This is a genomic window from Dietzia kunjamensis (genome assembly GCF_045689975.1).
In the GTDB taxonomy this organism is placed as follows: Bacteria; Actinomycetota; Actinomycetes; order Mycobacteriales; family Mycobacteriaceae; genus Dietzia; species Dietzia kunjamensis.
In genome coordinates this window covers 2035319-2047919 of record NZ_CP143297.1, presented here as the reverse complement: position 1 = coordinate 2047919, position 12601 = coordinate 2035319, and the positions used below count along the sequence as shown (strand labels likewise).

Below are 12601 nucleotides of genomic sequence, written 5' to 3'. Positions count from 1 at the left end.
AGCGTCAAGCCATCACGAGACGTCCGGAAAGGACTTGTTCATGACCCTCTTCCTCTACGAGACCACCCCGTCACCGGAGCAGCAGGCCGACCCCTCCGGTCTCGTCGACTCCCTCGCCACTGCACTGACCGCGGGCGGCGCCGAGGTCATCGAGACCCAGGTCACCAAGGGTGCCGCACGCGTCTTCACGATCGTCGAGCTCGCGGACGGCCCGAACGGCGCCTGTGACATCGACGCCCCCGTCCTCGACGCCGGAGCGATCGGAGCCGCCGACGTGACCGCGCCCGCGCAGGTCCGCCTGGTCGGCACCGACCTCGACACCATCAAGGCCGCGCGACCCGACGCCGGCTACCTGGTCGAGTGGGACATCCCGGCGGAGATCGACATGGACACCTACCTCACGCGGAAGAAGGAGAAGTCCCCGAAGTACGCCGAGATCCCCGAGGTCTCCTTCCTGCGCACCTACGTGCGTGAGGACACGGACAAGTGCCTGTGCTTCTACAACGCCCCGGATACCGACGCCGTCGTCCGCGCGCGTGAGATCGTGTCCACCCCCATCTCGCGCCTGCACGAGCTGTCGTGAGCACCGCCGCGACGCACGCCTCCGTTCTCGGTACGCCCCGAGCCCGGCTCACCGCCGGTGCACTCGGTGACGTCGACGTGGCGGAGCTCGTCGCGGTGATCGACTCGGTCGCTGCGCGGGCCTCCGCCCTGGACCGCGACGAGGCGGACCTGCGGGAGGACATCGCAGCACTGGCCGGGCTCGGCCTCTTTGACGTCGACCGCACGCCGGTCGCCGTCGCCGCCACGATCATCGAGGCCGTGGCCACGGAGAGCCTGGCGGTTGCGTTCGCCGCATGGGCGCAGCGTATGACCGCCGCATACCTCCGCCACGCGGCGGACCGTTCCGATGCCGCGGGCCGGACCTACCGGGCCGTCGCGGACGGCAGCCGCCCCGGTGTGACGGGTATGGCCGCCGCCCAGCGGCAGGTCGTCGGGCTGGGCAAGGTCCCGATCACCGCCACACCGGTGTCGGGCGGCTACAGGATCGACGGTCCGATCGCGTGGGCCTCCAACGTGTACCCCGACAGCACCATCGTGCTGGCCGCCAACACCGAGGACGGGCGCAGCCTGGTCCTCACCTTCGAGGCGTCGGCGCCCGGCGTCGAGATCCGGAACGCCCCCGACCTCCTCGCGCTCAATGCGACGGCCTCCACCATGATCGGCCTCGACGGCGTGGTGGTCCCGGATGAACAGGTGCTGGGGGAGGACCTCGCGGACTTCCTGTCCGGCGTTCGTCCCCAGTTCCTCGTCCTGCAGGCGGCGTTCTGCTCGGGCGTCGCCGCACGGTCCCTGACCGAGGCGGAGGGCCGGCTCGAGGGCCTCGGCGCCTTCTACTCCGACGAGCACGGCGAGCTGGCGGCACGGCACGAGCACATGCACGCCGAGCTGCACCGCCTGGGGGCGACGCCGACCGGGGCCACGCTGGGCGATCTGCTCCTGCTGCGCCTCGACGGCGCGGAGATCGCGCCGGCGGCGACCCGGCTCGAGGCCGTCCTCTGCGGCGGCATGGGCTACGCCCAGGCCGCGCCGGCCAACCGCCGCATGCGGGAGGCGGCGTTCCTGCCTGTGCAGTCACCCTCGCAGTCCCAGCTGCGGTGGGAGCTCGACCGACTCGGGGTGCCCGCGTGACAGCCGGCGTCCTGGCCAGGCCCGTCGCGGTGAGCGTGTCGGGCCTGCAGCACCGGCTGCCCGGCGGGAGGGTGCTGTTCGACGACCTCGAGCTCCGGGTCCGCGCCGGTGAGTCACTGGTCCTCCTGGGGCCGTCCGGGGTCGGCAAGTCCACGCTGCTGAGGCTGCTCGCGGGCCTCGAGGAGCCCGCCGCGGGCGAACTGCGGGTGGGCTCGACGGACACCGGGGACGACCGGGCGCACTCGTACGCGGTCGTCTTCCAGAAGCCGCTGTTGTATCCGTGGCTGTCGGTCCGTGAGAACGTGGCGCTGGGTGGGCGGTTCCGGGCCCTGCGCGGCCGTGTCGACCGCGCCCACGTCGACGGTCTGCTCGCGCACTTCGGGATCGCCGAGCTGGCCGACTCCCGTCCGGACCAGATCTCGGGCGGCCAGGCGCAGCGCGTGGCCGTCGTTCGTGCGGCGGCGACCCGTCCCGAGATCCTGTTGCTCGACGAGCCGTTCAGCGCGCTCGACCCCGTCACGCGGGCGGACTCGCAACGCTGGCTGGTCGGGGTGACGGCCGAGCTCGGGGTCACCACGGTCATGGTGACGCACGACGTGGACGAGGCGCTCGTCGTGGGGTCCCGCATCGCACTGTTGGGATCGTCGGGCCGTGTCCAGCAGGAGTGGACGAACCCGTCCCACGGCTCCACGGAATCCGACCCGGCCCTTCGCGACAGCATCCTCGCCGCGTACCGGACGGCCTGACCCGGCGATGAGAGTCGAACCCGGGGCCCGCGGACCCCTCCTCGACCGGCGCGCGCTGCTCAGGGCCGGGGGCGCCCTCGCCGTGGGCGCAGGTGCGGTCGGAGGCGCCGCGGCCCTCGGCAACCTTGTCACGACGGCCACCGCCCCGAGAGGTGTGGCCACCGATGATCTCCGCATCGGCTACCTGCCCATCACCGATGCGGCCCCGTTGCTGGTGGCCCACGGAGACGGCTACTTCGAGCAGCAGAAACTCACCGTCGGGCGCCCCGTGCTCTTCCGCTCCTGGTCCTCGCTCATGGAGGCCTTCCTCACCCGGCAGGTCGACCTCATCCACCTGCTCATGCCCTCCGCGGTCCAGCTCCGGTACGTCATCGGCGCCGACGTCAAGGTGGTGGGCTGGAACCACACGGGCGGGGGCGCCATCACGGTCGCACCGCATGTGACGGACGTCGCCCAGCTCGCGGGCACGCAGGTGGCGATCCCGGGATGGTGGTCGATCCACAACATCCTGCTCCAGCGGGTACTGCGCGCGAACGGCCTCACCCCGGTGGCGCGTCGCGCCGCGAGCCGGTCGGATGGGACCGTCGAGCTCGTGGTGATGGGGCCCTCGGACATGATCCCCGCCCTGGCCACCGGTTCGATCTCGGCGTTCACGGTCGCGGACCCGTTCAACGCCGGCGCGGTGGCCCAGGGCGTCGGGTCACTGCACATGCTTCTCGACCAGGTGTGGCGGGACCACGCGTGCTGCGTCACGGTGGTCCACCAGGACCTGATCGACACCCGCCCCGGCACAGTCCAGGCTCTGGTCGACGCCGCCGTCGCCGCCCAGCTCGGTATCCGGGCGGACCGCAGCGAGGCGGCGGCCATCCTGTCCGGGAAGGGATACCTCCCGCAGCCTCCGAAGGCGGTCGAGGTCGCCATGACCGGGACCGCGCCGGACCCCGACGGCGGCCCCGCGCGTCACCGGATCGACTTCCACCCGTATCCGTTCCCGAGCTTCACCTCCGAACTCGTCCGCCAGATGCGGACGACGGTCGTCGATGGTGAGACCCGTTTCCTCGACGGTCTCGACCCCTCGGGTGTCCACGACCAACTCGTCGACGACCGGTTCGTCCGCGCCGCGATCGCCCGCCACGGCGGCCCCGCGGCCCTCGGCCTCCCCGCCTCACTGACCCGACACGAATGGCTGATCTAGATGACGCGCACCGACTCGACCCCGGATCCGGCCACCGACCCCGTGTCAGCGGACGCGGTGGTCGCCGACCCGTCCGCGCCCGGCTCCCGCCGGGGCCGCCGGGCCGCCGGGGCAGGGCCGTCGGGTCTGCTCACACGTTGGGCCGCGGGGCTGTCGGGGTTGCTCATCGGCCTGGGCGTGTGGGCCCTGCTCACCTCCGGGCTCGTCACCGACGACCCGGTGATCGGCGGGATGTCACCCGCCGAGACGTGGTCTGGCTTCGGCGACCTGCTCGACAGGGGAGTGCTGCTGTCCGATGCGGCGGTCAGTCTGTACCGACTCGTCGCGGGACTCGCCGTCGCCGCGTTTCTCGGGGTGCCGCTGGGGCTCTGGCTGGGACTGCGGCGGACCGCGGAGGCGGTCGCGGGTCCGCTCGTGCAGTTCCTGCGGATGATCTCACCGTTGTCCTGGGCACCGGTGGCCATCGCGGTGTTCGGGATCGGCAACGAGCCCGTGATCTTCCTCGTCGCCGCCGCGGCGGTGTGGCCGATCATGCTCTCGACCTCGGCAGGCGTCAACGCGATGGATCCCGGGTACCTCGACGTGGCCCGGACCATGGGCGCCAGCGGCTGGGAGCGCCTGACCCGGGTCGTCATCCCCGCGGTCCGGCCGGCGATCCTGGGCGGCATCCGCCTCGCGCTCGGGACGGCCTGGATCGTGTTGGTGCCCGCGGAGATGCTCGGTGTGCGGTCCGGCCTGGGTTATCAGATCCTCAACGCCCGCGACCAGTTGGCCTACGACCAGGTCATGGCGGTGATCCTCGTGATCGGCATCCTCGGATTCGCGCTGGATGGGCTGTCACGGCTGCTTCTGCGCGACCGCGCCGCGCGCTGACGCTCGCGGCTGGCCCCAGCGGTCGGTGGTCGCGCAGCGCCCGGATCAGTTCGTCCTTCCTCGTGTCCGACCGGCCCTGTGCTGCGGTCTAGGCCCTGCGCAGCTCGGAACGCAGGTGGTGGGTGAGGGGCTGGCCGACCGCTGCCATGGCGAACGTGGTGGTGATCCGGTCGCCGACGGTCTCGTAGCGGCGGTGCGTGGTGTCGACCTGTTTTGCGCTCGCACTGTTGTGCACGCGTGAGTGGAACTCCAGCACCAGGGCGTCCGCCTCGGCGACGAGCGTCCCCTCGCAGAGTTCGGTCTGCCCGGTGGGCTGGGCCAGGACGAACTCGGCCGTACCGTCACCCGGGACCCGGAGGTATCCGGTCTCGGTGTGCATGGGGGATCCGGTGGGGCTCCACGTACGCTGCACGTAGTGCAGGAAGGGCTTGCCCACGTCGGTGAACGTGATCTCCTCGGTGTAGGTGAAGTCGTCGATCGTCGGGTACGAACCGGCCCCCTCGCCTCGCCAGGTGCCCAGCAGGGCGGCGACGGGGGTCAGGTTGGCGGCGGGCGTCGGGGCGGGATCCATGGCGCGAGACTAGGCCATCGGTGACGCCGGCCGCGCGGGGTCAGCCATCCCAGACCGGTTCGCCGTGCTCGTCGAGCCGCAGGCCCTCGCTCGGACTGTGCTCGGTGATCTTTCCGGTGTGCATCAGGTGCCCCACGGGCAGTTCGTGGACCGTGGCGACGACGTCGGCGACGATCCGACGATGGCAGCGCCACCACACCGACTCCGAGCACATGACCGCGACCTGTCGCGATCGGGCGTCGGCCACGACCCGATCCAGGGCGGCGCGGAATGCTGGGTCCCGGGTCCAGGCGCTGTAGGCGCGGAACGCCTCGACCCGCCACCAGGTGTCGGGGGAGGCCCGGCGCCGGTCGGCGGTGAGGCTGCGGCGGCCGCCGAGGTCCTCTTCCCAGCGGTAGTCGATCCCCGCCTCGCCGACGATCTCGGGCACCGCGCCCTTGGCAGCGGCGGAGTTCGCGCGGCTCCCGGGAAAGCGCCGGATGTCCACGAGGAGTTCGACGCCGGCGCCGGTGAGCAACCGTGCCAGCTCGTCGCGATCCAACCTGCCGTGCCCCACCGTGAACAGCATCAGTGGCCGGTGTCCTCTCCCGTCCTCTTTCGGGTCGCCCCGCCGTGGTCACCGCGCGCGCCCCCGGCGTCGGAGTCGGCGTCCGCCCCGGCGTGCGACCCGGAGCTCCGTCGCGGGATCAGGTGCATGATCGCCACGACCACCGCGCCCACCGCGAGGCCGAAGACCAGTGCGCACGCCGTGTCGACGAGCCAGGCCAGTACCGCGCCGACGCCCGCGACGCCCGCCGCGGGCTCCGTCAGGACGTGTACGAGGTGGTACGGCGCCGTCACTCCGAGTTCGTCGAGCCCCACGAGGAGGATGTGGCCACCGACCCACAACATGGCCAGCATGCCGACGAAGGAGATCACCTCGAGCACCGTCGGCATGGCCTTGACCAGGCCGTGGCCGAACCGCTGCACCCCCGGGGACTCCTTCCCCGCCAGGTGGAGGCCGACGTCGTCCATCTTCACGATCACCGCGACGACGCCGTAGACGAGTGCGGTGATGCCCAGCCCCACGACGACCAGGATGATCGCCCGGGACCAGAAGGACTCCGACGCCACCTCGTTGAGGGAGATCACCATGATCTCGGCGCTGAGGATGAAGTCCGTGGTCACGGCGCCGCGGACCATCTTGGCCTCGGCGTCCGGGCCCCGGTCCATGACGGGGGCGGCCTCCTTGTGGTGCCCGGAGACTCGCTCCCAGACCTTCTCCGCCCCCTCGAAACAGAGGTAGAGCCCGCCCAGCATGAGGATCGGGGTGAGGATCCACGGCACGAACTGGCTGAGCAGGAGTGCGAAGACGATGATGATCGCCTTGTTGCCCAGTGACCCGAGGGCGATCTTGCGGATCATGGGCAGTTCGCGGGACGGGTCGACGTCGCGGACGTACTGGGGGGTCACGGCGGTGTCGTCGACCACCACACCGGCGGCCTTGACGCCGGCGCGGCCTGCGGCGGCGGCGACGTCGTCGGTACTGGCCGCGGCCATGCGCGCGAGCACCGCCACGTCGTCGAGCAGGGCGGCGAGTCCACCGGCCATCGAGACCTCACTTGGGACGGGCGGGAGGAACCCCGCGGACGACAGGGCCGACCCCGGAGGGTCGGATCGTCACAGGGTAGCGCCGCGTCACTCGATCGCGTCGAGGACCCAGCGCAGTGAGGAGACTCCGGTGCGCCCCAGCGTCCGTCCGAGGCTGCTGGACCCGAGCGGCCCGTCCGGTAGTTCGAGCATCGTCCGGGCCCACCCGGGCAGCGCCGCGACGGCGCCCTCTCGCAGCAGCGCGTAGGCGGGTCTGTCGGCCAGCCCCATCGGTGGTCCGTCGAGCAGGAAGTGGCGCGCGTCGAGCGCGGCGGGCGAGGCCTCGAGTTCGGGCCGGTACCCCTCCAACGCCTCCTCGAGTTCGCGCACGGTGAGGGGGACCTCCCCGGCGCCCATCATGAGGCCGGTCCTCGACGCCTGTCGCACGTACTCGTCGCGTTCGGCCGGCGTCAGCGGATCGCGCCCGTAGAGACGGTGGCACTCGAGGAAGCTCCAGATCTCGGCGACGTGGACCCAACGCAGCAGGTGGGGGTCGCGGGCGTCGTACGGGCGCCCCCGGTAGTCGGTGCCCACGACCGCGCGGTGCGCACCGTTGATCGCCCGGATGAGACGGGAGGCATCGGTGATCGTGCCGAAGGTCGTGGTGGCGATGAACTGCGAGGTGCGTTGGAGGCGCCCCCACGGGTCGCCCCGGTAGTCGCTGTGGTCCGCCACCCCGGCCATGGCGAGCGGGTGCAGGGACTGTAGGAGGAGTGCGGTGAGTCCGCCGGCGAACATGGAGGCGTCCCCGTTGACGCGGCAGATGGCGTCGTCGGGGGAGTTCCAGCGTTCGCCCTCGGAGTGCCAGATCTGCTGGCGTCTCGCGTCGGCGTCGTCACCCGCCACCCGGGAACGGACCACGAGGCCCACCCTGCGGCGGGCGCCGGTCAGGGCGCGGGACGCGGTCGTCGTGACCGTTGCCATGGTGGACACCCCCATCACGTGACGTGGTCGTCCGTGTCACCATACCCCTGGTACGGACGGGCCGCGCGGTATCGTCGCGACTGATGACCACGCAGTTGACGTCCCTGTCCGGCCGCTCCCGTGTGCGCGGTGTGGCGGGCGTCGCCGCGGTCCTGGCCACGCTGGTCGCCATCAATCTCACCGCCAACCTGGCGGGTCTGCCCTTCCGCGAGTGGATCGTGCCGCTGGCCGTTCTCGTGCTGGTCGTGGTGGCCAAGGCGCGGTGGATGCGGTGGTCGGACCTGGGGCTGGCGGCGCGGCACATGCCCCGCGGGCTGGCGTACGGTCTCGCGGCGACGGTGCTGGTGGCGGCCGTGGTCACGGCCGGGTGCCTGATCCCGGCGACGAGCCCGTTCTTCCTGTCCGAGCGCTACTCGGACCTGCGCATGGCGGTGTTCTCGGGGCTCGTGCTGATCCCCCTGATGACGGTCCTGCCCGAGGAGCTCGCGTTCCGCGGGGTCCTGCAGGGGGCGCTCGAGCGGACCTTCGGCACCACGGGCGTGTTCGTGATCGGGTCATCGGCGTTCGGACTGTGGCACGTCACGTCGTCTCTCGGGCTCACGGCCGGCAACGCCGGCCTCGCACAGGTCTTCGGTACCGGTCTGGCGGGTCAGCTCGCGGGGATCGGCCTGGCGGTGACCGCGACCTCGGTGGCCGGGGCCGGGTTCATCTGGATCCGTCGCCGCAGCAGCAGCCTCCTGGCCCCGATCGGGTTGCACTGGGCGTTCAACGCCGTCGGGGCGCTCGCCGCAGCGCTCACGTGGCGCGCACTGGCCGGCTGATCACCGCCCACGTCGCCGCGACGACCAGGACGGCGCACGCCCCCATCACGACGAGCAGCGGGATCGCCGAGTGCGGTCCGGCGAGTCCGGTGAGCGGGGAGACCACGGCGGCGAGTCCGAACTGGGCGGCGCCGAGGAGCGCCGATCCGGAGCCCGAGCGGCCCCGGGTGGCCTGCATGGACAGTGCCGCGGCGTTGGGCAGGACCAACCCGACGGACAGGGTGAGCAGGACGAACCCCACGGTGACCGGTGCCAACCCCAGGGTGCCGGCGGGGGAGAGGGCGACGACGACGAGGTGGACGATCGCCGTCACCATGCCCACCACGCCGGTGCGCATGATCTTCTCCGGGGCGAACCGGCCGATCAGCCGGGCGCCCGCGAGGTTCGAGACCAGGATCCCCAGCGCGTTGACGGTGAACGCCACCGAGTACGCGGTGGGGGACAGGCCCACCATGTCCTGGTAGATGAACGGGCTGGCGGAGATGTAGGCGAACAGGACGCCGAAGGTGAACACGAACACCGACACGCGCGCGATGAACGGGCCATGGGTGGCGACGCCCCGCATGTCCGACACGGTGGACAGCACGCTCCCGGTACGGCGGGACGCGGCCGGGAGCGACTCCGGCACGGCGACGAGGACCCCGACGACCGTGATGGCGGACAGGCCGGCCAGTAGCCAGAACACGCTCCGCCAGCCGCCGAACGGCACGACCGCGCCGCCGATGAGCGGTGCGATGACCGGGGCGACGGACTGGATCGCCATGAGGGTGGCGAACGCCTTGGCCACGCCCGCACCGCGCCCGACGTCCACCACGACGGCCTTGCTCAGGACGATCCCGGCCGCACCGGCGAAGCCCTGCGCGACGCGTCCGAGCACCAGGATCCAGATGGACGGGGCCAGCGCGCACACCACTGCCGCGAGTGCGGTGCCCACCGAGCCCAGGACGAGCAGCGTCCGCCGCCCCACCCGGTCGGAGAGGGGCCCGATCACGAGCTGCCCCGCCGCCAGCGAGACCATGAACGCCGTGAGGGTGAGCTGGGCGGTGGAGGCCGTGATCTCGAACTCCTCGACGATCAGCGGCAGCGCGGGCAGGTAGGTGTCGGTGGCGAACGGCCCGATCGCCCCGGTGAGCGCGAGCGCGAGGAGCATCGTGGCGGGCACCGACGCGGTGGGTGTGGGGGTGGGCGCTGCGGTGGCTGGTGTGGTGCGTGGTGCGGTGGTGGGTCGTCGTTCCGCGGACCTCATTCCCGCACCCCTGCGGCCTCGGCGGCACTGTCCGCCAGACCGACCCCGGTGCCCTCGAAGATGTGGAAGGCCACGTCCGCTCCCCGTGCGATGAGCTCGTCCCTCTCGTCGTCGTACTGGGCGACCACCGCGACGGTGCCCTCGAAGTCCCGCGCGTCCACCTGCTCGAGAGCGATGAGGTTCGAGCCGTGGAACGGCATGGCCAGCACGATGATGTCCACCTTCTCGTCGTTCACGCAGCGGTCCCAGAAGTCGTCGTCGGTCGCGTCGGCCTCGATCACGTGGACATCCTGCTCGCGGAGCCTGGCGACCTTCACGGGGTCGTTCTCCACGCCGATGACCGTCAGACCGTACTCCTCGGTCAGACGGTCCCGCACGGCGCGGCCGACCCGGCCCACGCCCAGGACCAGCACCCGGGCGTGACCGATGTCCAGCGGGGCGTCCTCCGGGTGGGTGCGCTCGTCCCGCAGGGTGGGTACGAGCGAGGACAACCGCGCCACGAGCCGCGTCCCGCGGTGGTTGACCAGCGTCGAGATCACGAAGCTCGCGGCGACCGCGACCGACACCACCACGAGCCAGTCCTGCTCGAGGAGCCCCGCATCGACCCCGGTCGCGGTGACGATGAGCCCGAACTCCGAGAAGTTGGCGAGCGCGAGGCCCGCCAGGATCGAGGTCCGCTTGCGCAGCCCGAACGCCGCCAGCACGAGGGTGAACACGGCGGCCTCCAGAGGGAGCAACACCACGAGCAGGAGTCCCAGCAACAGGGTCTCCGGGGTGGGCGTGACGTGGAGGCCGATCGAGACGAAGAAACCCACGAGCAGGAGTTCACGCAGACCGAAGAGGGTCCGGGACAACTCGGCGGCACGCGGGTGCGAGGCGAGGAGGACTCCCACCACCATTGCCCCGAAGTCACCCTTGATGCCGACGCTCTCGAACAGCCAGTACCCCGGCACCAGCGCCATGGTGATCCCGAACAACGCCTGCAGTTCGCCGTGACCGAGCCTGCTCCAGGCCCGGCGGACGAGCCACACCGCGGGGAGCAACAGTGGCAACGCCAACGCCAACGGGCTCGGCGGGGCGCCCGTCATCGCGGTGAGGAACGCGACCGCCACCACGTCCTGCAGGACGAGGATGCCGATCGCGACCCGACCGTAGAGGGTGTGGGAGTCGGACCGCACGTCGAGCACCTGGACGACGAAGACGGTGCTGGAGAACGACAGCGCGAAGCCCAGCAGGGCCACCACCTGCCAGTCCGCCCCGGCCAGCAACCGCACCCCGATGATGGACAGCATCCCCAGGAAGCCGGCGGTCACTCCCGCGACCGCCAGGAGGTTGGCGGCCGTCGTGGCCAGGACCTCACGGCGCAACAGCATCCGCACGTCGAGTTTGAGCCCAATGGTGAAGAGCAGGATCGTCACGCCGAGGTCGGCGAGTGAGTCCACCACGGGCAGGGCCTCGATGCCGGGCGCGTGGAGGATGAACCCCGAGGCCAGATAGCCGATGAGGGTGGGCAGGCGCATCATCCGGGCGACGAACCCGCACCCGAACACCACGACGAGGTAGATCGCGACGGTCTCCAACGGTGCTACTCGCCCGGCGCGGTGGTCGTCACCGCACCTCGACGACCGGCCGACCGTCCAGGAACGCGATCGTGCCGTTCTCGAATGCCGAGATCCACCCGCCGTCGGTCGTCGTCTCGTCCGAGACGGGGAAGCCCAGCTCACCCGCCGGGCCGCCCGCCTCGCGATAGGCGGCGAGGATCTCGCCCTGGACCACGAACGCGTTCCCGGACGGCGTGAGCACGATCGCCCCCCGCTCGAAGTCGGTGACCGAGCCGCCCTGCACAGCCGTCGGCGGCCCCGTCACCCGGCCGAGATCGCCCTGCTCGCCGCCGAGCTCGTTCCACCGGTCCGCAACGGCCACCGGGATGTCGACGCCCGAGTCCGCGGGCCCCGGGACGGGGGTCGACCTCGTCGTCGTCGCCGTCTCCGTCGAGGACACCGGGGCGGCGGACTCACCGGCGCCGCCACCGTCGTCGGCGGAGCAGGCGACCAGACCGGCACCGAGGGTGACGGCGAGAGCGAGGGGGGCGAGGACACGCATGATCCTGTCCATGCCGGAGATCCTAGCCGCCCACCCGTCGGGCCCACCCCGCCCACCGCCGCCGCCGATGCCGAACCGTGATGACCGAGTCCTTTCCAGGGGCGCCGGGCCGGTGGACACTGGGAGCGGGCGACCTGTCCGACCGGGCGAGCCCCGGGAGGAGGCCGCGATGGCCGTGATGACCACGTGTCTGTGGTTCGCCACCCAGGCGGAGGAGGCCGCCGAGTTCTACTGCTCGGTGTTCCCCGACTCGCGCGTGGTCGCCGTGGACACCAGTCCCGTCGACACTCCCGGGCCGAGGGCGGGGGACGTGCTCACCGTGGAGTTCGAGCTCGACGGGCGGCCGTTCATCGCGCTCAACGGCGGCTCGGAACCCGAGTACACCGACGCGATCTCCCTGGAGATCCGGTGCGCCGACCAGGCGGAGATTGACCACTACTGGAACGGCCTGCTCGCGGGAGGGGGCCGTGAGGTGCAGTGCGGGTGGCTGATCGACCGCTTCGGAGTGCGGTGGCAGGTCGCGCCGCAGTCCCTCTACGACCTGTGGCGGGGAGAGGACCGGGAGGCGGCGGCGCGCGCGTTCGCGGCGATGATGGACATGGTGAAGCTGGACGTGTCGGCCATCGAGGCGGCGGCTGCGGGCACCGACGCCTGACTCGGACTCCCACTCGTCGGCCCTACGAAATCCGCTATTCGCATTCCGGATCCGCTACTCGAATTGGAGTAGCGGATCCGGAAAACGGGTAGCGGATCTGCGGGAACCCGGGAACGCGGGAACCCGGGCGGGTCAGAGGCCCGGGC

The 12601-nt window shown here is 71.6% G+C and carries 14 protein-coding genes; 7 read left to right on the top strand and 7 right to left on the bottom strand.

All coding sequences use genetic code 11. The features are described 5' to 3' along the window. Nucleotides 1–40 precede the first annotated feature (40 nt). Genes VZF99_RS09500 through VZF99_RS09480 form a run of 5 tightly spaced genes read left to right on the top strand, consistent with a single transcriptional unit; the run spans nucleotide 41 to nucleotide 4506 of the window. Nucleotides 41–583 (top strand): DUF4242 domain-containing protein, encoded by a 543-nt coding sequence (locus tag VZF99_RS09500; RefSeq protein ID WP_132063418.1) that lies wholly within the window; start codon nucleotides 41–43, stop codon nucleotides 581–583. Beyond that, nucleotides 580–1692: an acyl-CoA dehydrogenase family protein gene (locus VZF99_RS09495; protein WP_154827956.1), complete on the top strand. Its 1113-nt coding sequence runs from the start codon at nucleotides 580–582 to the stop codon at nucleotides 1690–1692. The genes VZF99_RS09500 and VZF99_RS09495 overlap by 4 nt, the downstream gene beginning before the upstream one ends. Before the next feature lie 44 nt (nucleotides 1693–1736). Beyond that, the gene (locus VZF99_RS09490; RefSeq protein WP_227022300.1) at nucleotides 1737–2438 is read left to right on the top strand and encodes an ABC transporter ATP-binding protein; all 702 of its coding nucleotides are present in this window, start codon (nucleotides 1737–1739) and stop codon (nucleotides 2436–2438) included. A gap of 7 nt (nucleotides 2439–2445) precedes the next feature. Then, entirely contained in the window at nucleotides 2446–3633 is a 1188-nt protein-coding gene (locus VZF99_RS09485) for an ABC transporter substrate-binding protein (protein WP_227022290.1), read from the top strand. Then, nucleotides 3634–4506, top strand: coding sequence for an ABC transporter permease (locus tag VZF99_RS09480; RefSeq protein ID WP_407334610.1), 873 nt, complete (start codon nucleotides 3634–3636; stop codon nucleotides 4504–4506). It begins immediately after the preceding gene. Between the two features lie 88 nt (nucleotides 4507–4594). On the opposite strand, the gene VZF99_RS09475 is transcribed toward VZF99_RS09480, so the two are convergent. The 4 genes from VZF99_RS09475 to VZF99_RS09460 form a co-directional block, all read right to left on the bottom strand. Beyond that, nucleotides 4595–5077: an FABP family protein gene (locus tag VZF99_RS09475; RefSeq protein WP_154827954.1), complete on the bottom strand. Its 483-nt coding sequence runs from the start codon at nucleotides 5075–5077 to the stop codon at nucleotides 4595–4597. A gap of 40 nt (nucleotides 5078–5117) precedes the next feature. Further along, nucleotides 5118–5645 (bottom strand): DUF488 family protein, encoded by a 528-nt coding sequence (locus tag VZF99_RS09470; RefSeq protein ID WP_407334609.1) that lies wholly within the window; start codon nucleotides 5643–5645, stop codon nucleotides 5118–5120. Further along, nucleotides 5645–6667, bottom strand: coding sequence for a DUF808 domain-containing protein (locus tag VZF99_RS09465; RefSeq protein WP_407334608.1), 1023 nt, complete (start codon nucleotides 6665–6667; stop codon nucleotides 5645–5647). Before VZF99_RS09465 ends, VZF99_RS09470 begins: the two co-directional genes overlap by 1 nt. An 87-nt stretch (nucleotides 6668–6754) precedes the next feature. After that, nucleotides 6755–7630 (bottom strand): oxygenase MpaB family protein, encoded by an 876-nt coding sequence (locus VZF99_RS09460; RefSeq protein WP_407334607.1) that lies wholly within the window; start codon nucleotides 7628–7630, stop codon nucleotides 6755–6757. Between the two features lie 83 nt (nucleotides 7631–7713). Between VZF99_RS09460 and VZF99_RS09455 the strand changes: the two genes are divergently transcribed. Continuing rightward, a complete protein-coding gene (locus VZF99_RS09455) occupies nucleotides 7714–8451 on the top strand; it encodes a CPBP family intramembrane glutamic endopeptidase (protein ID WP_407334606.1) in 738 nt (245 codons plus the stop codon). On the opposite strand, the gene VZF99_RS09450 is transcribed toward VZF99_RS09455, so the two are convergent. From VZF99_RS09450 to VZF99_RS09440, 3 genes are read right to left on the bottom strand one after another with little or no spacing between them, the layout of a single operon-like run. Next, complete coding sequence (locus tag VZF99_RS09450; RefSeq protein ID WP_407334605.1) at nucleotides 8426–9697, bottom strand: multidrug effflux MFS transporter; 1272 nt, start codon at nucleotides 9695–9697, stop codon at nucleotides 8426–8428. The genes VZF99_RS09455 and VZF99_RS09450 overlap by 26 nt on opposite strands. Beyond that, nucleotides 9694–11277: a cation:proton antiporter gene (locus VZF99_RS09445; protein WP_407334604.1), complete on the bottom strand. Its 1584-nt coding sequence runs from the start codon at nucleotides 11275–11277 to the stop codon at nucleotides 9694–9696. The genes VZF99_RS09450 and VZF99_RS09445 overlap by 4 nt, the downstream gene beginning before the upstream one ends. A gap of 28 nt (nucleotides 11278–11305) precedes the next feature. Then, nucleotides 11306–11812: an LGFP repeat-containing protein gene (locus VZF99_RS09440; protein WP_407334603.1), complete on the bottom strand. Its 507-nt coding sequence runs from the start codon at nucleotides 11810–11812 to the stop codon at nucleotides 11306–11308. 157 nt (nucleotides 11813–11969) lie between these two features. Here VZF99_RS09440 and VZF99_RS09435 point away from each other — a divergent pair, with 157 nt between their 5' ends. Next, nucleotides 11970–12455 carry a VOC family protein gene (locus VZF99_RS09435; RefSeq protein ID WP_407334602.1) on the top strand — a complete coding sequence of 162 codons (486 nt, stop codon included), beginning with the start codon at nucleotides 11970–11972 and terminating at the stop codon, nucleotides 12453–12455. Nucleotides 12456–12601: the final 146 nt, after the last annotated feature.

Excerpts from the sequence above, each read along its gene's own strand:
- VZF99_RS09455 (WP_407334606.1), top strand. The coding sequence starts at position 7,714 with ATGACCACGCAGTTGACGTCCCTGTCCGGCCGCTCCCGTGTGCGCGGT.
- VZF99_RS09450 (WP_407334605.1), bottom strand. The coding sequence starts at position 9,697 with ATGAGGTCCGCGGAACGACGACCCACCACCGCACCACGCACCACACCA.
- VZF99_RS09465 (WP_407334608.1), bottom strand. The coding sequence starts at position 6,667 with ATGGCCGGTGGACTCGCCGCCCTGCTCGACGACGTGGCGGTGCTCGCG.
- VZF99_RS09500 (WP_132063418.1), top strand. The coding sequence starts at position 41 with ATGACCCTCTTCCTCTACGAGACCACCCCGTCACCGGAGCAGCAGGCC.
- VZF99_RS09475 (WP_154827954.1), bottom strand. The coding sequence starts at position 5,077 with ATGGATCCCGCCCCGACGCCCGCCGCCAACCTGACCCCCGTCGCCGCC.
- VZF99_RS09435 (WP_407334602.1), top strand. The coding sequence starts at position 11,970 with ATGGCCGTGATGACCACGTGTCTGTGGTTCGCCACCCAGGCGGAGGAG.
- VZF99_RS09440 (WP_407334603.1), bottom strand. The coding sequence starts at position 11,812 with ATGGACAGGATCATGCGTGTCCTCGCCCCCCTCGCTCTCGCCGTCACC.
- VZF99_RS09485 (WP_227022290.1), top strand. The coding sequence starts at position 2,446 with ATGAGAGTCGAACCCGGGGCCCGCGGACCCCTCCTCGACCGGCGCGCG.
- VZF99_RS09470 (WP_407334609.1), bottom strand. The coding sequence starts at position 5,645 with ATGCTGTTCACGGTGGGGCACGGCAGGTTGGATCGCGACGAGCTGGCA.
- VZF99_RS09480 (WP_407334610.1), top strand. The coding sequence starts at position 3,634 with ATGACGCGCACCGACTCGACCCCGGATCCGGCCACCGACCCCGTGTCA.
- VZF99_RS09460 (WP_407334607.1), bottom strand. The coding sequence starts at position 7,630 with ATGGCAACGGTCACGACGACCGCGTCCCGCGCCCTGACCGGCGCCCGC.